Source organism: Pseudomaricurvus albidus, assembly GCF_018863235.1.
GTDB lineage: Bacteria > Pseudomonadota > Gammaproteobacteria > Pseudomonadales > Cellvibrionaceae > Pseudomaricurvus > Pseudomaricurvus albidus.
On sequence record NZ_JAHKRS010000014.1, the window covers coordinates 1 to 24,581 of the forward strand.

Here is a 24,581-nt window from a genome sequence, read left to right on the forward strand (position 1 = left end):
TGGTATCGTTCACCTTCGGTCAGCTGCTTATAGCTCATTGTGTTATTTCCTTTGGCGAGAAAATGGCACCGAACTATATCAGCTGGCCGTCCTCACTAGGAAATTGCACTCATTATCCGAAACCGCGTTGTAAATAAATATCAATTTTTAAATTTAGGACACTTGATCAATATCTTCAAGAGGCGTAAATTGATGCTTAACAATTAGATCGGTCGTCCAATATCTGGAGGTCGTATTCTATTGCAGGCTGATAATAAATAAATAACAACCGGAGAAAGTTCTTATGCTTGAAGCCAATTTGAGTCCTGCCCTTCAACAGGAAATCGACAAGATATATGCCGTTGCAGAGCAGGCAGCTCGTGAGTTTTCCGGATTTGAGTTGGAAAAGGTTGAGGCGATTGTCCAGCGAGTCGCTGCAGCTGCAGCAGAAAAAGCCGAGTTCTATGCGAAATGGACCGTAGAAGAAACGGGATATGGCAAGGTGGCAGATAAAGTCGCAAAAAATTTGGCGACATCATCTGAACTGATCAAAACTTATAACGTCGCCGATTATGTAAAACCGGTTCTGGATGTGGAGAAAAAAATGTTCCGCATCCCCAAGCCGGCGGGTGTTGTTCTGGCGCCCATGCCTTGTACCAACCCCATCATGACCGTGAACTTCAAGGTGCTGGCTAACTTGATTGCTCGCAATGCCGTGATCTTGTGTCCGCATCCTGCTGCAAAGCATTGCTCGGTACACGCTGCTGAATATCTGGCAGAGGTGGCAGAGAGCATGGGAGCTCCCAAAGGATGCATCCAAATTATCCGTGAACCGAATATTGAATTGGTCAATGTGTTGATGCGCGATCCACGTACGAGTCTGATTATGGCGACCGGTGGCGCTGCGCTCGTGCATGCGGCCTACAGTTCAGGTAACCCTGCAGTGGGAGTGGGTGCAGCCAATGTGCCTTGCTACGTACACGCCAGTGCAGATGTAGAGCAGGCGGGAGTCAAAGCTGTCATTGGTAACAGCTTTGATAACTCGCTGCCTTGCACCAGTGAATCTGTCGTGCTGGCCGATCGTGAAATTGCTGAGCAATTACGCCAGGCCATTGTAAAAGGTGGAGGCTATTTCGTATCCGGTGACGATGAACAAAAACTGCGGGCTTTTCTGTTTCCAAACGGCGCTGGTAACCCCGCCGCATTGGGTAAAGGGCCTGAATGGATAGCAGAAGCTGCAGGTGTCACGATTCCTGAAGGTGTGCAGTCTCTGGTATTTGAAATCGAACAGATCAGCCATGACGAGCCGGTCAGCAAAGAAAAAATGTTCCCGGTAATGGGTTTTAAAGTTGTTGATGGCGGGATTGATGGGGGTATTGAAGCTGCGCAGAAGATGCTGGATCTGATGGGTAAAGGTCATTCAGCCGTCATCCACGCAAATGATTCAAATGCCATTGTTAAATACACCAGTGCCTTGCCAGTGTGTCGTATTTCAGTGAACTCTCCAGGCATGACAGGCAATGCCGGCTTAACAACAAATCTGGCAGAAACGGGCATGGTGGGTACAGGTTTCTTTGGCGGCAGCTCTTCCGATGAAAATATTGGACCTCATCACCTGATTCAACACACCTATGTTGCCTATGACAATGATCCGTCGATTGGCATTGGCGATGTTGCATCTGCATTAGCATCTTAACGATACCCATAATCCAAGTTGCAGGAGAGCGATGTGATTAAGAGCTTAAACCCACTCAGCTGGAAAGGTGCTAAAGCCATTGGTGTTGCATCACTTATAGCCTTTTCAGGTTATGTTGCAGGTGATTCCCAAAGTGCAGTAGAGGGTGAAGATATACTTCAGAACCGGTGTATGGGTTGCCATATTCCGGAAGCGCAGAACCCGTTGCAGTTGAGTCGTATCAGTCATCAGCGCAAGACCCCTGAGGGGTGGTTAATGACCATCACTCGAATGCAACTGGTTCATGGGGCAGTCATTACGGACGACGAGAGACAGAGTCTGGTTAAGTATCTTGCGGATACCCAAGGGCTTACTCCTGAAGAAAGTGCCCCTTATCGCTATGTTCTGGAGCGCCGCCTCAATCATGTTGAAGATACTGGATCTGAACTGAAAGAAATGTGCGCTCGCTGTCACTCTGAGGCTCGTGTTGGACTACAACGCCGGGAGCAGGGTGAATGGGAAAAACTGGTTCATTTTCATCTGGGTCAATGGCCTAGTATCGAATTTTCGGCAATGGGGCGTGATCGTGACTGGTTTGGAATTGCCCTTAACGAGACGGTTCCATATCTCTCCGAGCAATTTGGTCTGGATAAAAAAGTCTGGGATGACTGGCAGGCTGCTGAAAAGAGCAGTTTGGCTGGCAGCTGGAGATTGGCCGGGCATAGGCCGGGTAAAGGAGCTTTCAATGGTTCCATGACGGCAGAGGAAACTGCCCGCGACAAGTATACGCTGACGTTGACAGGCGAGTACGCGAATGGAGAAAAGGTTTCCGGCAAGGGAGAAGCAATTCTCTATAGCGGTTATGAGTGGCGAGCAAACCTGAATATTGGTGAAGAGTCCTACAAGCAAGTTCTGGCAATGAATAAATCCGGTAAAGAACTTAATGGCCGGATGTTCCTGCGAAATCAAGAGCCTTTGGGTATTGATTTGCAAGCCGTTCGTGCCGACGAGTCTCGTGTACTGTCAGTATCACCAACTTATATTGAGTCTGGAAAAACAGTTGACTTGACCATTCAGGGAGTAAATCTGACAGGAAATGTCGATCTCGGTGAGCATATAAAAGTTCTGAAAACCACGGGACAGACAAAAGACACCATCCAGTTGAAAGTGAGAGCCGACAAGGTGTCCCGGGCGGAGCCTGTGACGGTCAAGGTCGGAGAACAGAAACTGGAAGACACTTTAACGCTTTACCGTTCGGTAGATCATGTCGAGGTTACTCCTGCCTATGCAGTAGCAAGGGTAGGCGGAGCAGGCGGCAGTCAGGAAAAAGTGAAAGCTGTCTTTGAGGCCCGTGCCTATGATGTTGGCGACGATGGTGTGGCAGGAACTGATGACGACGTCTTTATAGGCATTATGCCCGCTCAATGGGAGTTGCAAGCGTTTGATGAGATTGCCATCAGAGATCGGGATTTGGAGTTTGCCGGTGAAATTGACCGTGAAACGGGCGTGTTTACTCCTGGTGATGCAGGCCCCAATCCTGACCGTAAATACGGCACAAACAATGCTGGTCGCTTAAAAGTTGTAGCAAACCTCAATACAAAGTCGAAGAGCCTAAGCGCAGAAGCAGAGTTGTTGGTTACTGTACAGCGTTGGAATAATCCTCCAATCCGATGAGAAAAGAGAGCGTCCTATGAACTCTGTCGTAAAAGTTATTCCAAAAAACAGCCATCGCTTTGTGGATGATGGACGGGAAATGCTTTTCCATGTTCCGACATCCAGTGTGTTTGAGCTGGATTCCTCGTCAAGTGAGACGCTGACAGCGCTGGAACAAGCTCAGCCTGTGAGCGATAGCTCTGAAGAATTAATTGATGACCTGGAACGCTTGCAGATTGTTGCCCGTGATGATCACCCTGAAGCGGAAGTTAACATTCCAACGATTGAAGATCTTCCTCTCTCGACGTTGGTGCTGAATGTCAATACCGGTTGCAACTTGAGTTGCAGTTACTGTTACAAGGAAGATCTGGATACGCCGGTTAACTCTTTGAAAATGAGTTTTGAAACTGCCCGTCAATCCATTGAAATGATGCTCAAAGAGTCACCCAATCAGGATCGCTACAATGTGGTTTTCTTTGGAGGCGAACCATTGATCAATATGGGTCTGATCCGCCAGGTGGTGAGCTACGCAAAAGAGCGGTTTGGAGAGCTTAACAAGATTGTGGATTTTTCTCTTACCACTAACGCCACCATGTTGACTCCGGAAATTGTCGATTTTTTCCAGCAGCATCGCATCGGTGTGGCTGTCAGTATGGATGGTCCCGAAACGATTCATAATAAAAACCGGATTACTGTCGGCGGGCAGGGCAGTTATCACGTTGTCCGAAAGAAAGTTGATTACCTTTTGTCACACTATGACGCCAGACCTGTAGGGGCGCGAGTCACTTTGACTAAAGGTACGACCGATATAGAAGCCATATTTGATCATCTGTTTCACGAAGTTGGTTTTGATGAGGTGGGTTTTGCTCCGGTAACTTCTGGGGATGTGAGCGACTACAACTTGTCGGAATCTGAGCTGCAAGCTGTTTTTGCCAACATGAAAACCCTGGGCAAGCGTTACGTGGATGCCGCCTGTCAAAATGAAGTTCTGGGATTTTCCAATTTTCATCAGATTCTGACGGATATTCATGAAGGCACCAAAAAAGCGCTGCCATGTGGTGCTGGCATAGGAATGGTTGCTATTGATCATGCGGGTGGAGTTAATTTGTGTCACCGGTTTACCGGCTCAGAACTGCCATTGTTTGGCAGTGTTTCTGATGGCTTAGACACTGAAGGGCTTAAAGAGTTCTTGTACGACCGTCTGGATCGGGCCGAAAAAGGCTGCAATACCTGTTGGATTCGCAACCTGTGCTCAGGGGGGTGTTATCACGAAAGCTATGCCCGCTATAACGACCCCCAACACCCCACTTACCATTACTGCGATTTAATGAGGGACTGGATCGATTTTGCGCTTCAGGGCTATGCCCGAATCATGCGTGAAAATCCGAATTTTATTGAACGCTATATTGCCACTCGTCGAGCCGGCTAGGGAGATTTTTAGATGAAGTTTTTAAAACCTGTAAATCCTAAGGCTCACCAGGTTGATGCAGCGATGGAATTGGATAAGGAAAGTGATGGGCATCTGGAAGAAGTCGTTGCCATGCAATCTGTGGTTGGCTGTACCAGCACCACGGATCCCGGTTGGGAGGTGGATGCCTTCGGTGGCGTGGCAGGTCTCTGTCAGCCTATGGAATCAGATTTGTATGGCTGTGCCGACCCCTGCTGGTGGCCCGCACAGGTTCCGGATGTTATGAACACCTATCCTGATTGGGATAAGGGTGCAGACTCAGCCGGTAATGATTGGCGCAAGCTGGGCGAAGTGTTTCCTGCGGATAAATAACAACACTAAAGGTTTCTCTATGTCATTAAATACAATAATAACCGTACTCATCAGCGCCAGTTTAACCCTGATGTCGTCTATGTCCTACGCTGAGCAGCCTGATTATATGGTTGTGGTTAATCGGCCAAATAATCTTCATGTGATAAATCTGGCCACAGAAACCATCGACAGGACCTGTGAACTTCCCGGTGACTCTGCACCGGGTACTGTTGCGATGTCTCCGGACAAGCTTACCGCCTATGTACTTGCGGGTCGTTTCGGAAAAATCTGGGGGATTGATGTTCGTAACTGTGATCTGACATTTTCTACGGATCTGTCGAATGGCAATATCCGTGTCAAAAGTATTGCTTCCCTGGCGGTTAGTTCAGATGGTGAAGAGGTCTTTACCGTTCATAATCCTGTCCGAATTATGAATGACCACTATGAGGTGCTGGATACTCAGTTTGCAGTGTATAAAGCTGATGCCGGGTTGCAGGCCAAACCGGTACGCACTTATCCCGTACCTCGCCAAATAAATATCATTCAGACCGCAGATGATGGATTGGTGTACTTGTCGGGACCCGATGTGTATTCCATTGAACCCAAGACTGGAAAGATTGAGACGGTCATTCCCAGCCGTACGGCGAATCGCCCGGGCTTTAGCCAGCCGGATATTTTGACGGTATGGCCAATCGGCCGAGTCAGTGATGAATTTATTCGCATGTACTCTATCGCCAAATTTGATGAGTCAGGTGATCCCGACAAGGCTGAATATTTTTGGGGATTCGAACAGGTTATTTTATCTACCGGAAAAACCAATGTTACTGAATTTGCACCACTGGAAGACGTCCTCTTCACTGGCATGCACAGACCAGGAAAGCCGAATGAATTTTACGGTGTTCTTACACAGCTCAAGCGTTTTGATGTCAATTCCCAGAAAGTCATAAAGAGTATTGATCTTGAGCGAACCTATTATTGCATCAACTTTTCTACGGATGGCAGCAAGTTGTATCTGGCCGGAACCTATAATGATATCGCCGTCTATGATGCGGAAACCCTAAAAAAACTGGGGAATATTGTTCTTCCTGGTGGGGATATGTCCATGTCTACATCACAGGTTTTTTCCTCACCAAAGGAGCTTAGTAACGCAAAAAAATAAAACATAATAAATGACACCAAATCATTATCAGAGAGAATAATTAAATAGAGGATATGATTATGAGCAAGGTTAGTAAGGCACCGGGAAGATTTACCAGGCTGATTTTGGCAAGTTCCATTGCTGCCACTGTGGATGTTTCAGCGGCTGTATTGGAAGAAGTCGTGGTTACAGCACAAAAACGTGAACAAAGCATGCAGGACGTTGGTATTGCTGTAACGGCTTTTACCGGAGATCAGTTAAAAGAACTAGGGTACTCAAACGCACAGGAGGTGACGGCCATGTCTCCTGGTGTGACGACGATTCAACCCAACGGCCCTTCATCTTATTTTGTGAGTGTCCGTGGGGTCGGCCAGAATGACTTCTCAGAAGATCATCAGGAATCTCCTGTCGCCATCTATGTGGATGAAGCCTACGTCAGTGCCGCTTCTGGTGCAGGGTTCCAATTGTTTGATATTGAGCGCACCGAGGTTTTGAGAGGACCTCAGGGCACACTGTTTGGTCGTAATGCAACCGGTGGTCTGGTTCATTACGTCACCAAAAAACCGACAGAAGAATTTGAAGGGTATTTGGAAGCCACCTTTGGACGTTACGATCAAACCAAACTTGAAGGCGCTGTCAGTGGGCCTCTAACTGATAATGTTGCCGGTCGTTTCTCTTTTGTACGTAATAAACACGATGCTTACATCAAGAACAATATTGGCAAGGATTTGAATAATGGCGACGATTGGGCAGTAAGAGGACAGCTGCTGTTCAATATTTCCGATAAAGGGGAGTGGCTGATCAGTGCCAGAGCGGGTGAGCAGGATATCGACGCCGGTTTCTTCGAACACAGTTCAGCGCGTGTTAACCCTGCCACAGGATTAGGTGAAGATTTCAATGGTCCTGATTTGGTTGATACTCCGGAATCCACTGCAACCGCCTGGCAAGAACCTGACGATGGAGTCCGCAGAGGCTCCTATAACTTTATTGGGCAAAATAAAATTGAATCTCAGGGGATGACCAGTAATTTCCAGTGGAGCTTCGATTCTTTTGACTTTGTCGCCATTACTGATTACTGGCACCTCGAAAAAGACTACATTGAAGATTCTGATGCGAGTCCGGCGGATTTCTTTAATTTCTATCTTGAAAGTGATCTCGATCAGTTTTCGCAGGAGTTTCGCTTCAGTGGTGAAATGGAGGGCATGAGATGGGTTGCCGGTGCATTTTACTTAAACATTGATGGTGAGTTTGGCAATGGCGGTTATGCCGAAAACTTTTTCTCGGCGGCCTTGGGCTTCCCTCTGCAGGGAACCGGTGCGGGTTTAAGCAATCCTTTCGAAACGGAAACAAAATCATACGCCTTGTTTGGACAGCTGGAATTTGATCTGACTGATAATCTTATAGCCATTGCCGGTGTGCGTTGGTCCAAAGAAGAAAAAACTACCGACTATCGATCCTCCCTGGTTAGTTTTGACTCTCCCGAGGGTATGAATATTCTGGATTCGGATCCTTTGGGGCTTGGCGGTACCTATTTTAGTTTTAATAAACACGGTGCTACCAGCGGTGGTGTGGATGTCACTGGTGGAAATTTTCGGTCTGACTGGGCCGAAATCGACGATGATTTGATCACTGCCAAGTTAGAACTGGATTGGCATGTCAGTGAAGATACTTTGCTGTATGTCAGTTATAACCGGGGTATTAAGGCTGGTGGTTTTAACGCGCCTCTGGATTCAACCGATCTTATCGACGGTGACCCGGCCAATGGTACAGCAGAGGACATGAAATTTGACGAAGAAGTTCTGAATGCCTATGAATTTGGTTTCAAAACATCATTTTTCGATGGCCTGGCCCGTTTGAATGGTGCGGCATACTACTACGACTATAACGATTATCAGGCATTCCGTCTGGAAGGTTTGACTCAGTATGTATTCAATACCGATGCGGAAGTTAAAGGGTGGGAGCTTGAGTTACAGGCGTCACCAATCGCAGGGTTGGATGTTTTGCTGGGTGTTGGTTATATCGATAATACCGTCGAGGATGCCTATCAGTTGCCTTCTGGTCAGTTTGTTGACCGTACTGCAGTGTTAACGCCTGAGTGGAACATCAATGCTCTTGTTCGTTATGAATGGGAATTTATGGGTGGGATGCTCGCTGTTCAGGCTGATGCGACCTATATGGATGACCATTATTTCCAACTTAAGAATTCACCAGTTGGAGCTGAAGACGCTTACACCATTACTAATGCCCGTATTTCCTATACCAGCGAAGACGAGCGTTGGGTGGTTGCAGGTTTTGTTAAGAATGTAACCGATGAGGAATACCGCACCATGGTTTTTGACTTGGCCTCAACACCGGCTAATGGTGGTTTTGGTATGGCGGAAAATTACTATGGAACTCCCCGTTGGTGGGGCGTTAGCGCCAGCTATAAATTTAATTGATTGTAGGTCACCCTCTGACGATTACCAGTCAGTGACACTTGATGCCCCGTTTACGGGGCTTTTTTATAGAGCTTTTATGTACTTGGATTTTTAGTGTGTAAAAGGTTTGAGTATTTATACTATTTTATAGCGCCGCAACCAGGCACAGGCCTGTTGCAAATCCTCCTGGGGACGACGAAAGTAATGGCAGGCTTCAGTCAGTGATAGATGGTCTTCTTTCAATCGATGACTCAACTCAATGACCGGTACGCTATTTACCTGCCATACTCCCAGGGGATTGTCTGCGGTGATAATGACTGGCTTGCTCTGAATCAAGTTATTTTCAATAACAGGAGCGATATCGATGCGTGGAGGCGATTGAAGCGGGGTTGGGTAAGCCGTGATGTTGTCAGGCCAGTTATCTCTGATTGACCAGAAAGGCGCATCTTTCCAGCGTTGTTCCAGTTGATAAAAGTCACGTCCTATTCGGCTCAGTTTTAAAAAACGTTCTTGCAGCCGGCTTCGATAAAAATCAATCGCCAGATCCCTGTTGGCTGGCTTCTGAAGCAGGGTGTTGATGACCGGTATCGCGGCGGTTGCACCACTGAGGGATTCAAATACTCCGTGACCCGACAGGGGGTCAGGAGCCAGTGCAGCATCTCCAACACGCAGGCTGTTTTCACTGGCGAGGTTTTGCTGTAATCGCATCCCTGCGCCACAAGCCTGAACCTTCCCCGTAGGAATGGCATTATTAAGCCACATTTGAGCTTCGGGGAAACTATCCAGCAGGCTTTGAAAATATTGTTCGGGGGTAGGGCGTGAAGTGTTTTTTCGGGTCAGCTCCACGGATTTTGCATCAACCATCAGTTGTAAAACCGCATCGCCGTTTTCATCGCAGATAAGCCAGCCCCAGCCCCCGGGAAATGTGGCCAGTCTGCTGCTATTGAATTGAGACGTTAAATGCCAGGATTGACACAGGGCCAAGGTCATGGGGCCCTGCTGCTCTCTGTTGCGATTCTGTGGGGCCGCTCTACCTCGGGCTTCTACAAAAAAGTCGCATTCGATCACCTGCTGGCTTGATGATTCCGGAGGGGTGACGGTAAGTTGCCAGCATTCTCCTGAGGTGATCTGAGAGACTTTTCCAGCAGCCAGGATGACACCTGCAGACTCAGCATCCTGAAGTAAGGCTTGATCAAAATGTTGCCGGTTGAGTAGGTATTCCTGATTTTTTTGGGTGGCTTCACCGTTCCATAAAACCTCACGAGTCACTTTGACTCCCACACTGTCAGCAGCGTGAAGACAGTGCAGGTGTTTCAATGAATTCAGTGTATGTTCCGAGATGCCTTCTATCGATTTCTGCCTGCGGGGCGCATAAATTAAGGTGACCTGATATCCAAGACGTTGTAATCCAATCGCCGTGGCAGTACCTGCGGGCCCTGCTCCAGCAATAGTGATTGATTGAGATCTGGTGTCTGACATGGCCAGCCTGGAGTTTGACGTTTTATGCTTTGATTTTAGTGTACTTGGGGTTGGTATCCAATCATACAGAAAACCCTTGGAATTCTGGATTCAGAATAGCCTGACAGGTCTTGAAGTATCCCTTGCGGAATTTGGGTGCTGTCATTACCTATGTTTGTTTGTATTTGATGTCTGGATGCCGGTTGTCGGCCAGAAGGAGTGGAAATGCTCGTCGGTGGCAGGAGGGGGGGGAAGGTGACACACAAAAGCGGCAAGCACCGCTTTTGTGTGTCAAAAAAGTCACTTGTCTCAGGCGAGTTCCTGGCTGGCCAGATACTCATCATAGGTACCCTGGAAGTCATTCAGGGTGTGATCCTTGATTTCAATAATGCGATTGGCCAGTGATGAAACGAATTCCCGGTCGTGGCTGACAAAAATCAGTGTGCCTTCGTAGTTTTCCAGGGCCAGGTTCAATGACTCAATGGATTCCATATCCAGGTGGTTGGTGGGTTCGTCCATGATGAGTACGTTGGTGTCCTGCATCATCAACTTGCCGAATAGCAGTCGGTTTTTCTCTCCACCGGAACAGACTTTGACTTTCTTCTCAAAGTCGTTGGAGGAAAACAGCAGGCGGCCCAGTGTGGCGCGGACGATCTGGTCGTCGTGGTTGGGTTTCTGCCACTGGCTCATCCAGTCGAACAGGTTCAGTTCACAATCGAAGTCAGCAGTGCTGTCCTGCGGGCAGTAGCCCAGTGTGGCGTTCTCGGCCCACTGGATGGTGCCTTTCTCGGGAGACAGTTCGTTCATCAGGCAGCGCAGGAATGTGGTTTTGCCCACGCCGTTTTCACCGATCACCGCGAGGCGGGTTCCGGCTTCCAGAATCAGGTTGCCGTTGCTGAACAGCGGACCTTCGTCAAAGCCTTTTTCCAGGTTTTCCAGAATGACAGCCTGGCGGTGCAGTTTCTTTTCCTGGCTGAAGCGAATGTATGGGTTTACCCGGCTGGAAGGTTTGATGTCATCCAGCTTGATCTTGTCGATCTGTTTGGCGCGCGAGGTCGCCTGCTTGGCCTTGGAGGCGTTGGCGGAGAAGCGGCTGACGAATTGTTGCAGTTCGGCAATCTGGGCTTTCTTTTTGGCGTTTTCATTTTGCAGGCGCTCGCGGGCCTGTGTGGAGGCGGTCATGAAATCGTCGTAGTTACCGGGGTAAATCCGCAGCTCGCCGTAGTCAATGTCAGCCATGTGGGTGCAGACCGAGTTAAGGAAGTGACGGTCGTGCGAAATGATGATCATGGTGCTTTTGCGCTCGTTGAGCACGCCTTCCAGCCAGCGGATGGTGTCGATATCCAGGTTGTTGGTCGGTTCGTCAAGCAGCAGAATGTCCGGATCAGAAAACAGTGCCTGAGCCAGCAGAACCCGAAGTTTCCAGCCGGGGGCCACTTCACTCATCGGGCCAAAATGCAGGCTTTCGTCGATACCTGCGCCCAGCAGGATTTCACCGGCGCGGCTTTCGGCGCTGTAGCCGTCCATTTCGGCAAATTGCACTTCCAGATCGGCAACCTTCATGCCTTCTTCTTCGGACATCTCCGGCAGGGAATAAATGCGATCCCGCTCCTGTTTGACGGCCCACAGCTCAGCGTGCCCCATGATAACGGTATCAATGACACTGTATTCCTCGAATGCGAACTGATCCTGACTCAGCTTGCCGATACGCTCGTTGGGCGTGATGGATACGTTGCCGGCACTGGGGGCCAGGCTGCCGTCCAGGATTTTCATGAAGGTGGACTTACCGCACCCGTTAGCGCCAATCAGGCCGTAGCGGTTGCCGTCGCCAAATTTGACAGAAATGTTCTCAAACAGCGGCTTGGCGCCAAATTGCATGGTGATATTTGCGGTAGAAATCAAAAGAAAATCCTGCGAACTGGAGTGTAAGAAAAGGGGGTATTGCTGAAAGGTGCGTACTATAGGGATTTGGGGCGGCTACGTCGAGTGCATTTGGTTGAAGTTTATACAATCGCAAGCGGTATAGGGCCATGGATCGGTCGTTGTGAGCCGGATCACGTGAGCCAGATAGCAGATGAGATAGCTTCGCGACTCGTGTCGCGAAGCCGGCAGGTATCAGGCCTTGGCGCTGGGGCGGCTGGATACCTCATCGTACCAGCGCAAGAGGTGTGTGTACTCCTCGCTGGGTTTGAGCTTGATGACCCGGGCGAAATCCAGAGCGCAGATCAGGTTAATGTCCGCCACGCTGAAATAATCCCCAACCATATAACGGGAAGTGGCCAGGTGCTCATTGAGATCTTTCATGTAGGCAGCCGCGTTTTTTCCCGCTTCAGCCCCCCATTCAGCGACAGGGTTCATGCGATCCTTGAAATAACCGGTGGAGTGCTGGAAGCACATGCCGATTTGCAGCATAAAGTAGAATTCGACCCGGCGTTGCCACATCTCAACCTGAGCTTTTTCCAGCGGGGTGCGGCCCATCAGGGGTGGTTCTGGCTGGATTTCTTCAAAGTAGCGGCAGATGGCCAGTGTTTCGCCGATACAGGTTCCATCATCCAGTTCGAGAAAGGGCACTTTGGTGGTGGGGTTTTTGGCGCGCATCTCTTCGCTGAGATTATCCCCTGCCACCAGGTCCAATTGAACATACTCAACGTCGGTGATGCCTTTTTCCGCCAAAAACATGCGGACTCGACGTGGATTGGGAGCTGTTTTTGTCTCGTAGAGCTTCATAGGAATCCTTGTAGGAGTTGTTGTGGCCCGTTTATGGGGCTCGTTATGATAAAACCGGCTTTATCAACAGGGGCTCTTGTCAGAGGCCCTGTCTTCGCTTTAGAGGCTTGGACTTCAAGGGCCAAGAATAGCCGTTGGGCTGAGTATATCCCTACTGCACAGCGCAAGCGAAAGCTGGCATAATCCGTCCCCCGAATCATAAGCGTTCTCTATGGTCCGTGCCTAATCCAAGCTTAATTGAACGAGACAAGAGTAGAAACTATGCAGCCTCAGGTTAAACCGAGTAATCCTAACTTTTCTTCTGGCCCTTGCAGCAAGCGTCCAGGCTACGATGTTGCCGGCCTGGATCTGCGTACCCTCGGGCGCTCTCACCGCTCAAGTCTGGGGAAAGAGGCCCTGGGACAGGCGTGCTCCAAAACCGCCGAGTTGCTGGGCTTGCCCGAAGGTTACCGTGTGGGGGTTGTTCCTGCGTCTGATACCGGAGCTGTGGAAATGGCGCTGTGGTCCATGCTGGGCGCCCGCCCGGTGGATGTGGTGCATTGGGAGTCTTTCGGTACCGGTTGGCACACTGACATCATCAAGCAGCTGAAGCTGGAGGATGTGAATTCCCTGACAGCGGATTACGGCGTGCTGCCGGATCTGACACAAGTGAACCCTGCTCACGATGTGGTCTTTACCTGGAATGGCACCACCTCAGGCGTTAAGGTGCCCTCGGCTGACTGGATTGCCGATGATCGTGAAGGTTTGACCATCTGTGATGCCACCTCGGCAGTGTTCGCCATGGAAATGCCGTGGGAAAAGCTGGATGTCGTGACCTTCTCCTGGCAGAAGGTGCTGGGTGGTGAAGGTGCACATGGCATGCTGATCCTCAGCCCGCGTGCCGTTGAGCGTCTGGAGACTTACACTCCCGCCTGGCCAATGCCGAAAATCTTCCGTATGACCAAAGGTGGTAAGCTGATCGAAGGTATCTTCCGCGGTGAAACCATCAATACTCCTTCCATGCTGGCGGTTGCCGATTATCTGGATGCCCTGAACTGGATTGAGAGCATCGGTGGTGTCAAAGAAGCCATTGCCCGCTCCGAACAAAATCTGGCGGTTATTGCTGACTTTGTGGCGGCCAACGACTGGATCCACTTTCTGGCGAAAGCGCCTGAAACCCTGTCCAACACCAGCATCTGCCTGACTGTCGACGCGACTGCCGATCAGGTGAAGCAAATGGTCAAATTACTGGATCAGGAAGGGGTGGCCTACGACATCGGTGCCTACCGTGACGCGCCGGATGGTCTGCGTATCTGGGGTGGTGCCACGGTTGAAAAAGCGGATGTAGAAGCTCTGATGCCCTGGTTGAAGTGGGCTTACGAGCAGGTGACTGCCTGAGCTTGAGTTTGGGGTATCACTGCCCCAACCAACAAGATGTAAAAGATCAGAAGATTTAACGGTCTGAAAGACCACAAGAACAAACGCTTCAACTGCGCGATAACAATAACGATGTGCAATGAGACAACCCCTGGCGGCGGCATCAGCCCCGTCAGGACTCGTTGGCACAACAGGAGGGAAGATGTTCAAAGTTAAAACCTATAATGCTATTTCCAATAAAGGGTTGGATCGTTTCGATCGCAACTTTTATCAAGTCTCTGCAGATTGTGAAGCTCCCGATGCGTATGTTCTACGCAGTCACAAACTCCATAATGAAACCATTCCGGACAGTGTCAAAGCCATCGCCCGTGCAGGAGCTGGTGTCAACAATGTGCCCATTGATGAGTGCACCAAGGCGGGTGTGGTGGTTTTCAACACTCCCGGCGCCAATGCCAATGCGGTAAAAGAATTGGTTCTGGCGGGATTGCTTCTCAGCTCTCGCGATATCATTGGCGGTATGAACTACGTCCAGTCGCTGACGGAAATGACCGATGCGGATGAAATGGGCAAACTGCTGGAAAAAGAAAAGAAACGTTTCGCCGGCAATGAACTTTTCGGTCGCACTTTGGGTGTGGTTGGTCTTGGCGCTATTGGTTCGATGGTGGCGGATATGGCGTTGGCTCTGGGTATGAATGTGGTGGGTTTTGATCCGGCATTATCCGTAGAGGCTGCCTGGAAACTGCCGAGTCAGGTAGAAAAAATGGAAAGCCTGCAAGCGCTTCTGAGTCGCTCCGATTATGTGACTTTGCATGTGCCTGCGATTGCGCCTACGCGCCATATGATCAATGGCGATGTCTTGCAGTCCGTTAAGCAAGGCGCCGTATTGCTGAACTTTGCCCGTGAATCGATTGTGGATGCCGACGCGGTAGTGACGTCTTTGGAAGCCGGGCAGCTGGGAATGTACGTGTGTGATTTTCCCGAACCTATCCTGTTAAATCGCGCAGACGTTCTGGCCATGCCACACATCGGCGCCAGTACGGCCGAAGCGGAAGAAAATTGCGCGGTCATGGCGGTAGAGCAGGTCAAAGATTTTCTTGAGAGCGGCAACATTAAAAATTCAGTTAACTTTCCGCAGATTAATCTGCCGCGAGCCGACGGTTATCGGATTACGTTTGTAAACGATAATGTCTCTGGTGTGTTGGGGAATGTGTTGTCGATATTCACCGAGAACAATATCAATGTACTCGACATGATGAACAAAAGCCGTGACAACATCGCCTACAATATTATTGATGTGGAGCAGATGCCGTCAGACTCGATTGTGTCAGCCATTCGTGATGTGGAGCATGTGATGTCTGTGCGGGTGCTCAACTAGCCTCTTGCTGAAATGATGAGTCTGTTGATGAAGGAGTGAAAACGATGTACAAATTGTGTTTTTACGTTCCCGAGTCTCATGTTGACTCAGTCAAGGAAGCTTTGTTTGAGGCGGGTGCCGGAAAAATCGGAGATTACGACAGCTGTTGCTGGCAGGTGCTGGGGCAGGGGCAGTTTCGTCCCTTGCCTGGCAGCCAGCCACACCTCGGTCAGCATGGGTTGCTCGAAACCGTCGATGAATACCGGGTTGAAATGGTTTGTTCAGGCGAGAGCATTAGGGCAGCGGTTAACGCATTGAGGCGAGCGCATCCTTACGAAGAGCCCGCTTACGATGTGATTCAGGTGCTGGATTTTTAACCGTCTGAGAGGCGGCTGACATTCAGGACCTTTGGGGACGGTATAACGCTTCGCTGCGCAATGGGAAGTTGCCTTGTTTGCGATCGTTAAAGTAGTGCTGCAGGGTTTTCTTCATCACGGGAAACGCCAGCTCTTCCCAGGGGATGTCCTCTTCGCGAAAGAGTTCCACTTCGAGAGATTCCGGTCCGGGACCAAAATCCTGATTGACCAGCTCTCCTTTAAAAATCATGTACACCTGATTGATTTGAGGCAGGCTGAACAAGGTGTAAAGACCGTCCAGCTCCATGGTGGCCCGAGCTTCTTCCCAGGTTTCCCGCAGCGCGCCTTCTTCAACACTTTCACCGTTTTCCATAAAGCCTGCAGGCAAAGTCCACAAGCCATAGCGCGGTTCGATGGCACGTTTGCACAGCAGAACCTTGTCCTCAAAAACAGGCAGGCTGCCGGCAATGATGGTGGGGTTGCGGTAATGAATGGTTTCGCATTCGATACAGACGTGACGCTCGCGGTCATCGCCCTCGGGGATAATTAAAGAGACATTGGCGCCGCAACTGCTGCAAAACTTCATTGGAACTCCCGGTGCATTGAATACCGGGACATTATAGGGGAGACGGTCGGACTGTGCGATAACTGCCGTTATGAGTGATCTTTCTGAGGCCTGTTACAGCCTGACTTTCTGTGTAAAAGGTTATCGGCGAAAGTGCAGGACTTTGGCGCTTTTTGGCGGTTCTTCTTGCGCAGCTGATTCCGCTGTGTTTTTGTCTGTCAAATCGGAAACAGAATTCAGTACGTCCTGCAGTTGGGCAAAGGAGTCGTGCATCATCTGGCTGATCTTGATACAGCTACCCAACGGGTTGTCATGCAGAGAGCGTTGCGCGTCTACCTGAAATTGCAATCCACGCAGGCGGTGGCGAAGGTATTCAGGCGCTTCATTGATCACCGCTTCAATTTGTTGGCTGCGGTAGGCTTCAAATGCCTCGGGGTCGCTTTGTGCCAGTTCCGCCAGTTCGTCAAAAGAAAGGTGAGGGATGCTGGTTTGTGAATGCTCTGCCATCTTGTCGTTCCTTTTTTCGTGATCCCTGGTTCACTTCATGGTTCGGAAAGCTTTTGGTGTCATTCTGTTTGAAAAATAGTCTATCACGCGCCAGTAGGTAATCGATATGCGAATATCTAGACGTATTTCTTATAATAAGAACTCTGTCTCATGACTAGAAGGAATGCTTTTCCTGATCGTCTGAAGGGGATTTGATTTTCCTTACTGCGGTAGACCTGAGCGATAAAGTTGGGTAGTTTGAGTTCATTGAGTTAATAACCGGTTGATAAATAATGATAGAGCGCCTGCGTTTGTATCTAGAGGCATCTTCTTACGAACCACCACAGATAACGGATTTACCCGATCCTGCGGCAGTGCTGATTGCCATTACCGATGACCCTGATGACCCGGAAGTGATTCTCACCCGTCGGGCGGCTCACCTGAATAATCACAGCGGCGAGGTCTCTCTGCCGGGAGGCAAGTGGGAACCTCAGGACGAAAGTCTGGAGCAGACCGCACTGCGTGAAACCGAAGAAGAAATTGGTCTGCCACCCGAAAAGGTAGAGGTGCTGGGCAGTTTGCCGGTGTTTCAAACCTGGAAGGGTATTAATGTAGCCCCATTTGTGGGTGTGATTCCTCAGGGACTTACATTTACCCCGAATTATGATGAGTTGGATGCCATCTTCACCGTCCCATTACGCTTCTTTATGGAAGATCGTCGCGTGCGCACTGACGTCTTCGAGCGGGAGGTGGGGCACCTGTGGTCACCCGCCTACGATTATGACGGGTACGAAATCTGGGGCTTTACGGCGCGTCTGCTGGTTAACTTTCTCAATGATGTGTACGAGCTGGAAATCCAGAGGGAAAACCCCGCACCCATCAAGGACTGGTCTCAGGGGACTTAACGGTCTTATGGCGGGCAGAGTGTTAGAAATTAACCGGTTTCTGGGCTACAATCGCGCCTCTTTCAGATTCCCCCGATAGTTTGCGGTATGAGTAATTTAGAAAAACCGGTCAAATCTCCCTGCGTGTCCATTTGTGCGTTAAATGAAGAAGACGTCTGCGTTGGCTGCCATCGCACCGGTCAGGAGATCAGCCGCTGGGGGCGTTACAGCAATGACGAGCGACGAGAAGTGCTGAAGCTCTCCTTTGAACGCGCCCGTAAAACCAATCCTTTCCTGTAGCGTTTTACCTTCTATAATTCTGAGCATTAACTCATTCACCCGCGGGTTTTCTGGTTGCGGATCAGAACCACTTATCCTGTTGTGGGTGAATCTTTTTAAATTAACAGACCTCATCAGGACGACATCTTATGCCTACTATCGGTACTCCTTTTTCTTCCACGGCCACCAAGGTCATGCTCTGTGGCTCCGGTGAGCTGGGCAAGGAGGTCGCCATTGAGCTGCAGCGTCTGGGTGTCGAGGTGATTGCCTGCGACCGCTACGACAATGCGCCGGCCATGCAGGTGGCGGATCGCAGCTACTCTCTGTCGATGCTTGATGGCGCCGCCTTGCGCCAGGTGATCGAAATGGAAAAACCGGACTACATCGTGCCGGAGATTGAAGCCATCGCGACCGAGACCCTGGTTGAGTTGGAGTCGGAAGGCTATAACGTGGTGCCTACCGCCAGAGCCACTCAGTTGACCATGAACCGGGAAGGTATTCGTCGTCTGGCTGCCGAAGAGCTGCAATTGCCAACATCGCCCTACGAGTTCTGTGACAACTTTGAGGCTTTCTCGGCAGCCATTGAGCGCATCGGTTGCCCTTGTGTGGTTAAGCCGATTATGAGCTCTTCCGGAAAGGGCCAGAGTGTGGTGAAGTCCGCGGAAGATATTGAGTCAGCCTGGCAATACGCTCAGGAAGGGGGGCGTGCCGGTGCCGGCAAGGTGATTGTTGAAGGGTTTGTAGACTTCGACTACGAAATTACCCTGCTCACGGTGCGTCACAAGGACGGCACCAGCTTCTGTGAGCCTATTGGGCATCGTCAGGAAGACGGGGACTATCAGGAGTCCTGGCAGCCTCAGGCCATGTCAGAAGCAGCACGTCAGGCTTCTGAAGAGGTGGCGAGGAAGGTGACTGAAGCTCTCGGTGGCTGGGGGCTGTTTGGTGTCGAACTGTTTATTAAAGGGGATCAGGTCTATTTCAGTGAAGTGTCACCGCGTCCACACGATACCGGTCTGGTGACTTTGATTTCACAGGATCTGTCCGAGTTTGCCTTGCACGCCCGTGCGATTCTCGGTTTGCCTATTCCCAATATCTGCCAGCATGGAGCATCGGCATCGGCGGTCATTCTGGTAGAAGGGGAGTCGACAAAGCCTGCATTCGGCAATCTGGCGGAAGCACTGGCTCAGCCGGACACCAGTTTGCGCCTGTTCGGCAAGCCGGAAGTCACCGGCAAACGTCGTATGGGGGTGGCATTGGCCCGTGGTCGTTCAGTCGATGAGGCTAAGGACAAGGCCGTGACGGCTGCCAGGGCTGTGACCGTTGAGCTGTAAAACGCTCAGCGACTGTTATTGAGAAATTCTGAATAAAAAGCTTGGTCAGGTCTGTATCGTTAAGTCTTAACGACACAGACCAGATCACCAGTCATTGGATTGGGGCGCCGCTAGATGGCTTTAACCCGTGCGCTTTCAATCATTTTGTCAGACAGCGAAGCGGTCTCTATTTTGTACTGACCGATTTTGATGCCCGTATGGCCGGCGGGAATGTTCTGTAATTCTTCCACGATCAGACCGTTCAGGGTTTTCGGGCCGTCTGTAGGCAGTTCCCAGCTGAGGTGGCGATTGATGTCGCGGATCGAAGTTCCGCCCTCGATCAGATACCAGTCGTCTTCAAGTGGAGAAATTTCGGGATTTTCATCTTCTGCCAGATTGGTGGTGAAATCGCCGACGATCTCTTCCAGCAGATCTTCCATTGTCACAATGCCCTGTACATCCCCGTATTCATCGACCACGATTGCCATTCTGCGTTTCTGCTGTTGGAAATGCATCAGCTGAGTGTGCAGAGGGGTGCCTTCAGGAATAAAGTAAGGCTCCCGGGTAAAGCGTCGAATGGCTTCGTGGGTCACCGACGTGTTGTCTCCGTGAATAAAACGGGCTGCGTTACGCAGGTGCAGCAGACCCACGATGTTATTGATATCCCCTTCGTAGACGGGCAGTCGGGTGTACTCGGCGGTCCGGATACGTTTCATGATGGTGGAGATGTCACTTTCCAGATCGATGCCGTAGACCTCGTTACGAGGAATCATAATGTCTTCAACGGTGGCCTTTTCCAGATCCAGTACATTCAGCAGAATACCCTGGTGTTGATCCGGGATCAGATCACCGTGCTCATCCACGGCAGTACGCAGTTCGTCAGGATGCAGTTGTTCACTGGTGCTGGCAATGCTCGGGTCGACACCAAAACTCTTGGCAAGGGCATTAGAGACCTTGTTGACCAGCCAAACCAGTGGGTACAGAAGGGTCAGCAGTGGTTTGAGAATTAGGCTTGCCGGAAAGGCGACGCTTTCGGGGTGCAGTGCGGCAATAGTTTTTGGGGTCACTTCTGAGCAGATTAGAATCACAATCGTCAGAATGATGGGCATCACAGCCAGGCCGACCTCGCCATACAGGCGAGAGGCAATCACCGTGGCGATGACGGTTGCAAAGATATTTACCAGATTGTTGCCGATCAGAATGACGCCAATCAGGCGGTCTGGGCGCGCCAGTAATTCTGAGGCGCGCATGGCTCCTCTGTGCCGTTTTTTGGCGAGGTGCTTTAACCGGTAACGGTTGAGAGACATCATGCCCGTTTCAGAGCCCGAGAAGAAACCGGAGAGCAAGATCAGAATGGCCAGTATCCCAAATAAGAGGCCAAGGGGAGCGTCGTTCAAAGAGGGTGGAGCCTATATCGCCTAACAGAATCCGCGTATCTTGGCCCAGAAGTACGGTGGGCGCAACCGTTTCTTGTCATGCCCGGGCTCCATAGGCGGGAGCCCTGGTGCAGCAGGGGGTGCGGGTAAACTGGAAGGCGGGGTTTTTGGTCCTTAACTGAGCAGGAATTCGAGAACAAATTTGCTGCCAAAATAAGCCAGCATCAGTGCGGTAAAGCCGCCCAGGGCCCAGCGGATCGCCATAAAACCACGCCAGCCACGTACCGTGTGTCCCCACAGCAGGATGGCATAGATAACCCAGGCCAGAATTGACAGTGCGGTTTTGTGAACCAGGTGCTGGGCAAACAGATCGTCAATAAAGATAAAGCCGGTAACAATAGAAAGGGTAAGAAGCACCTCGCCGGCCCACAGAATCTCAAAAAACAAGGCTTCCATGGTCTGCAGTGGGGGGAGCAGGCGAATCGGTCCGCTGGGGTGTTTGTGCTTGAGCTGGTAATTTTGATAGGCGAGCAGGATCGCTTGCAGAGTGGCAATGATCAGCAGGCTGTAAGCAAGAATCGACAGCAGGATGTGGGCGATCATTTCCCCGTTCACTTGAGTTACCAGGCTTTCATCGTGACTGATAACGGACATCAGCAGGGCCACTGCCGAGAATGGGAAAAGGAAAATAAAAAGGGTGTGAAGCGGCTTTTTCAGGCTGCTGAGCAATACCAGTAAATTGATGACCCAGAAAGTGAGGGAGATGACGTTGAAAAATCCCAGATTCAGTCCTTGCGATTGAAACAGCATTGGGTAGGTGGCCAGTGCGTGCAGTCCCAGGGCGGAAATGGCAAAGGCGGTGATCCACTGGTGGTTTGCACTGCGTTTCTGCAGGACGGACGTAATTAAGTAAGCGGCACCGCACAGGTAGAGTGCAATAGCTGCCATGCTTGTTGCTATGTGGGTGGTGATGGTCATATTCGTGTTGTGGTCTTGCTGATGGTTCTGGCTGGAAGCCTTGAGAGTGTCGTTTCCGTGCAGGGCAGTGTGTCACAGGGTTTCTATAAATAGAAGACATAAATGCAAGTCATTATCATCGGTGCTGGTTATTGCGGCCTGTGAGTTGGTGAGTATAAAGAGGCGGTGGTCCGGTTTTTGGGTGTAAACCACGGGAGCAACCGGCCAAAAAATTCGGTATACTCCCGGTTTTACGGACTCAGTCAGCGAAACGGTTGTGATTCACCATGTTTGAGAACTTACAGGATCGTTTGTCCCGTACCCTGAAAAAGGTTACCGGCAAAGCCAAACTCACCGATGCAAACATCAAAGACACCCTGCGTGAAGTGCGCAAGGCGTTGCTGGAGGCGGATGTCGCCCTGCCAGTTGTAAAGGCATTTATTGAAAGTGTCAGAAAGCGCGCTGTTGGTCAGGAAGTCTCGCGTGCGCTGAATCCTGGTCAGCAGTTTATTAAAATTGTTGAGAGTGAAATGGTCGCCATGATGGGCGAAGCCAATGAGACTCTCAATCTGGCGGTCAAGCCTCCTGCGGTTGTCATGATGGCGGGTTTGCAGGGTGCGGGTAAAACCACCTCTGTGGCCAAGCTGGCGAAATTTCTGAAAGAGCGGGAAAAGAAAAAGGTCGTGGTGGTGTCGGCGGATATCTACCGTCCTGCAGCCATCAAGCAGCTGGAAACTCTGGCTGGTGAAGTGGGTGCCGACTTCTTCCCGTCGACTCCGGATCAGAAGCCTGTGGATATTGCCAACGGCGCGATCATGCATGCCCGCAAGCATTACGCGGATGTGGTCATTGTGGATACCGCTGGTCGTCTGCACGTTGACGACGAGCTGATGTCTGAAATCAAAGATCTGCATGCGGCTATCGAGCCGGCAGAGACTCTGTTTGTGATTGATGCCATGATCGGTCAGGATGCGGTCAATACGGCCAAGGCATTTAACGATGCGCTGCCTCTGACCGGTGTCATTCTGACCAAGGCAGATGGTGATGCCCGTGGTGGTGCTGCGTTGTCGGTGCGCCATGTTACCGGCAAGCCCATCAAGTTTCTGGGCATGGGCGAAAAGGTTGATGCCCTCGAGCCGTTCCATCCGGATCGTATTGCTTCCCGCATCCTGGGTATGGGTGACCTGCTGTCTCTGATTGAAGAGGCAGAGCGCAATATCGACAAAGACAAGGCTGAGAAGCTTGTCAAGAAGGTGTCGGCCGGTAAAAAGTTCGACTTGGAAGATCTCCGCGATCAGTTACAGCAGATGCAAAATATGGGCGGCATGACCTCCATGCTGGAGAAGTTGCCGGGTATGGGTAATGTGGCCCAGTTGGCCGAGCAGGCCAATATGACCAAGCAATTCAAGGTGATGGAAGTCATTATTGATTCCATGACGCCAGCCGAGCGCGCCAACCCCGATCTGCTGAACGGCTCTCGCAAGCGTCGTATCACCATGGGGTCCGGCACTCAGATTCAGGACCTCAATCGTCTGCTTAAGCAACACAAGCAAATGGCGAAGATGATGAAGAAGATGAAGGGCGGCGGTATGGCCAAAATGATGCGCGGAATGGGTGGCATGCTTGGCGGCGGAGGTGGCGGAATGCCTCCGGGTGGCATGCCTCCCGGTGGCTTCCCGGGCGGTGGTGGCGGTCTTCCTCCTGGCTTTAAGTAATTGTTTTACAAGATATTTATTTAGCTTTTAGTGGGCTTTTATTATCCTGCCTCACAGTGTCATTGCCTCTTTGGGTGATGGCACTGTAGAAACCTCAAACATCTGAGGTTAAACCTCTATACATCTCCATCGCTTTCCCTTAGAATATCGCGCCTTTCGTAGGCTGAGCCTGCGTATTGCCGATTTATTTGACGGTTTTTTATTTGACTGTGTTGCCGCAAGGCAGTGCGCTAAATTTGATTAATAGGAAGTAGACTTACATGGTAAGCATTCGTCTATCTCGTGGCGGCTCCAAGAAGCGTCCATTTTACCACCTGAACGTAACCGACAGCCGTAGCTCACGTAACGGTCGCTACATCGAGCGCGTTGGTTTCTTTAACCCAGTGGCTCAAGGCCAGGAAGAGCGTCTGCGTATCGACAGCGAGCGCGTTGCTTATTGGGTAGCTCAAGGTGCTCAGTGCTCCGAGCGCGTTGCCAAGTTGCTGAAAGAGCAGGAAAAAGCTGCTTAATTGGCCAGTAATTATCTTTGTGATGTGCGGGTTTTATGACTGATCAGAAGAATAGCAAGCGCAGTTCAAATCTGGTCAATGTCGGGCGCATTACAACGGTTTTTGGTGTTAAAGGATGGGTGAAAATCCATTCTGAAACCGAGCCGATGGAGAATATTTTCTCCTACAACCCTTGGTGGTTAAAAACCCGCCATGGCGTCCAATCCGTTGAGGTGGAAGATTATCGCCCTCACGGCAAAGGTCTGGTGGCCCTGATCAAAGGGGTCGACGACCGGGACAAGGCGCAAGAGCTCTGTCAGGTAACGATCGCGGTAGAGCGTGGACAGATGGCGGAGCTGGAGCCCGGTGAATACTACTGGCACCAGCTTGAAGGGTTGACTGTAATAACTGAATTTGAAGGGCAGGTCAGCCGCTTGGGGGTTGTCACCCGCTTGTTGGAAACCGGTGCGAACGATGTGCTGGTGGTCAAGGGCGACAGCGACAGTCTCGATGAAAAAGAGCGATTGATTCCCTACATTCCCGGTCAGTTTGTGAAAACGGTTGATCTGGAGATGGGTGAAATGCGAGTCGACTGGGATCCGGACTTTTAAATGCCGGTAGCGGTTTCTCACAGAACACCTGAATGCAA

At 50.5% G+C, this 24,581-nt stretch carries 22 protein-coding genes; 15 read left to right on the top strand and 7 right to left on the bottom strand.

Going from position 1 to position 24,581, the window contains the following annotated elements; all coding sequences use genetic code 11:
- Positions 1-283: 283 nt before the first annotated feature.
- The 6 genes from KOI40_RS17285 to KOI40_RS17310 are packed head-to-tail and all read left to right on the top strand — an operon-like array spanning position 284 to position 8,642.
- Complete coding sequence (locus KOI40_RS17285) at positions 284-1,675, top strand: aldehyde dehydrogenase family protein (RefSeq protein WP_216098805.1); 1,392 nt, start codon at positions 284-286, stop codon at positions 1,673-1,675.
- Positions 1,676-1,708: 33 nt separating this feature from the next.
- Complete coding sequence (gene peaA, locus KOI40_RS17290; protein WP_216098806.1) at positions 1,709-3,328, top strand: quinohemoprotein amine dehydrogenase subunit alpha; 1,620 nt, start codon at positions 1,709-1,711, stop codon at positions 3,326-3,328.
- A gap of 16 nt (positions 3,329-3,344) precedes the next feature.
- Complete coding sequence (gene peaB / locus KOI40_RS17295; protein ID WP_216098807.1) at positions 3,345-4,736, top strand: quinohemoprotein amine dehydrogenase maturation protein; 1,392 nt, start codon at positions 3,345-3,347, stop codon at positions 4,734-4,736.
- Positions 4,737-4,748: 12 nt separating this feature from the next.
- A complete protein-coding gene (qhpC, locus tag KOI40_RS17300; protein ID WP_216098808.1) occupies positions 4,749-5,087 on the top strand; it encodes a quinohemoprotein amine dehydrogenase subunit gamma in 339 nt (112 codons plus the stop codon).
- Positions 5,044-6,225 (top strand): quinohemoprotein amine dehydrogenase subunit beta, encoded by a 1,182-nt coding sequence (peaD, locus tag KOI40_RS17305; protein ID WP_216098809.1) that lies wholly within the window; start codon positions 5,044-5,046, stop codon positions 6,223-6,225. Before qhpC ends, peaD begins: the two co-directional genes overlap by 44 nt.
- Before the next feature lie 59 nt (positions 6,226-6,284).
- Entirely contained in the window at positions 6,285-8,642 is a 2,358-nt protein-coding gene (locus tag KOI40_RS17310) for a TonB-dependent receptor (protein ID WP_233710363.1), read from the top strand.
- Between the two features lie 114 nt (positions 8,643-8,756).
- Here KOI40_RS17310 and qhpG read toward each other — a convergent pair whose 3' ends face one another.
- The 3 genes from qhpG to KOI40_RS17325 all read right to left on the bottom strand — a co-directional run bounded on the left by qhpG (position 8,757) and on the right by KOI40_RS17325 (position 12,806).
- Positions 8,757-10,100 (bottom strand): flavin-dependent monooxygenase QhpG, encoded by a 1,344-nt coding sequence (gene qhpG / locus KOI40_RS17315; RefSeq protein ID WP_216098811.1) that lies wholly within the window; start codon positions 10,098-10,100, stop codon positions 8,757-8,759.
- A 288-nt stretch (positions 10,101-10,388) separates the two neighbouring features.
- Entirely contained in the window at positions 10,389-11,981 is a 1,593-nt protein-coding gene (locus tag KOI40_RS17320; RefSeq protein ID WP_216098812.1) for an ABC-F family ATPase, read from the bottom strand.
- A gap of 213 nt (positions 11,982-12,194) precedes the next feature.
- Positions 12,195-12,806, bottom strand: coding sequence for a glutathione S-transferase family protein (locus KOI40_RS17325; protein WP_216098813.1), 612 nt, complete (start codon positions 12,804-12,806; stop codon positions 12,195-12,197).
- Positions 12,807-13,067: 261 nt separating this feature from the next.
- On the opposite strand from KOI40_RS17325, the gene KOI40_RS17330 reads away from it, so the two are divergent.
- From KOI40_RS17330 to KOI40_RS17340, 3 genes are all read left to right on the top strand, one after another.
- Positions 13,068-14,183 carry a phosphoserine transaminase gene (locus tag KOI40_RS17330; protein WP_216098814.1) on the top strand — a complete coding sequence of 372 codons (1,116 nt, stop codon included), beginning with the start codon at positions 13,068-13,070 and terminating at the stop codon, positions 14,181-14,183.
- A 181-nt stretch (positions 14,184-14,364) separates the two neighbouring features.
- A complete protein-coding gene (locus KOI40_RS17335; RefSeq protein WP_216098815.1) occupies positions 14,365-15,537 on the top strand; it encodes a phosphoglycerate dehydrogenase in 1,173 nt (390 codons plus the stop codon).
- 44 nt (positions 15,538-15,581) lie between these two features.
- Positions 15,582-15,893 (top strand): YqfO family protein, encoded by a 312-nt coding sequence (locus KOI40_RS17340; RefSeq protein ID WP_216098816.1) that lies wholly within the window; start codon positions 15,582-15,584, stop codon positions 15,891-15,893.
- Positions 15,894-15,915: 22 nt separating this feature from the next.
- Here KOI40_RS17340 and KOI40_RS17345 read toward each other — a convergent pair whose 3' ends face one another.
- Positions 15,916-16,458, bottom strand: coding sequence for an NUDIX hydrolase (locus KOI40_RS17345; RefSeq protein ID WP_216098817.1), 543 nt, complete (start codon positions 16,456-16,458; stop codon positions 15,916-15,918).
- Positions 16,459-16,578: 120 nt separating this feature from the next.
- Positions 16,579-16,944 (bottom strand): DUF3135 domain-containing protein, encoded by a 366-nt coding sequence (locus tag KOI40_RS17350; RefSeq protein WP_216098818.1) that lies wholly within the window; start codon positions 16,942-16,944, stop codon positions 16,579-16,581.
- Positions 16,945-17,216: 272 nt separating this feature from the next.
- Here KOI40_RS17350 and KOI40_RS17355 point away from each other — a divergent pair, with 272 nt between their 5' ends.
- The 3 genes from KOI40_RS17355 to purT all read left to right on the top strand — a co-directional run bounded on the left by KOI40_RS17355 (position 17,217) and on the right by purT (position 19,417).
- Positions 17,217-17,828: an NUDIX hydrolase gene (locus KOI40_RS17355; RefSeq protein WP_216098819.1), complete on the top strand. Its 612-nt coding sequence runs from the start codon at positions 17,217-17,219 to the stop codon at positions 17,826-17,828.
- An 87-nt stretch (positions 17,829-17,915) separates the two neighbouring features.
- The gene (locus KOI40_RS17360; protein ID WP_216098820.1) at positions 17,916-18,107 is read left to right on the top strand and encodes a DUF1289 domain-containing protein; all 192 of its coding nucleotides are present in this window, start codon (positions 17,916-17,918) and stop codon (positions 18,105-18,107) included.
- Between the two features lie 128 nt (positions 18,108-18,235).
- The gene (purT, locus tag KOI40_RS17365; protein WP_216098821.1) at positions 18,236-19,417 is read left to right on the top strand and encodes a formate-dependent phosphoribosylglycinamide formyltransferase; all 1,182 of its coding nucleotides are present in this window, start codon (positions 18,236-18,238) and stop codon (positions 19,415-19,417) included.
- 110 nt (positions 19,418-19,527) lie between these two features.
- Here purT and KOI40_RS17370 read toward each other — a convergent pair whose 3' ends face one another.
- Complete coding sequence (locus KOI40_RS17370; protein WP_216098822.1) at positions 19,528-20,793, bottom strand: HlyC/CorC family transporter; 1,266 nt, start codon at positions 20,791-20,793, stop codon at positions 19,528-19,530.
- 153 nt (positions 20,794-20,946) lie between these two features.
- Complete coding sequence (locus tag KOI40_RS17375) at positions 20,947-21,720, bottom strand: cytochrome C assembly family protein (protein ID WP_216098823.1); 774 nt, start codon at positions 21,718-21,720, stop codon at positions 20,947-20,949.
- A 296-nt stretch (positions 21,721-22,016) separates the two neighbouring features.
- On the opposite strand from KOI40_RS17375, the gene ffh reads away from it, so the two are divergent.
- The 3 genes from ffh (at position 22,017) to rimM (ending at position 24,543) form a co-directional block, all read left to right on the top strand.
- Positions 22,017-23,444: a signal recognition particle protein gene (ffh, locus tag KOI40_RS17380; protein ID WP_216098824.1), complete on the top strand. Its 1,428-nt coding sequence runs from the start codon at positions 22,017-22,019 to the stop codon at positions 23,442-23,444.
- Positions 23,445-23,704: 260 nt separating this feature from the next.
- A complete protein-coding gene (gene rpsP / locus KOI40_RS17385) occupies positions 23,705-23,953 on the top strand; it encodes a 30S ribosomal protein S16 (RefSeq protein WP_216098825.1) in 249 nt (82 codons plus the stop codon).
- Between the two features lie 35 nt (positions 23,954-23,988).
- Complete coding sequence (gene rimM, locus KOI40_RS17390; RefSeq protein WP_216098826.1) at positions 23,989-24,543, top strand: ribosome maturation factor RimM; 555 nt, start codon at positions 23,989-23,991, stop codon at positions 24,541-24,543.
- Positions 24,544-24,581: the final 38 nt, after the last annotated feature.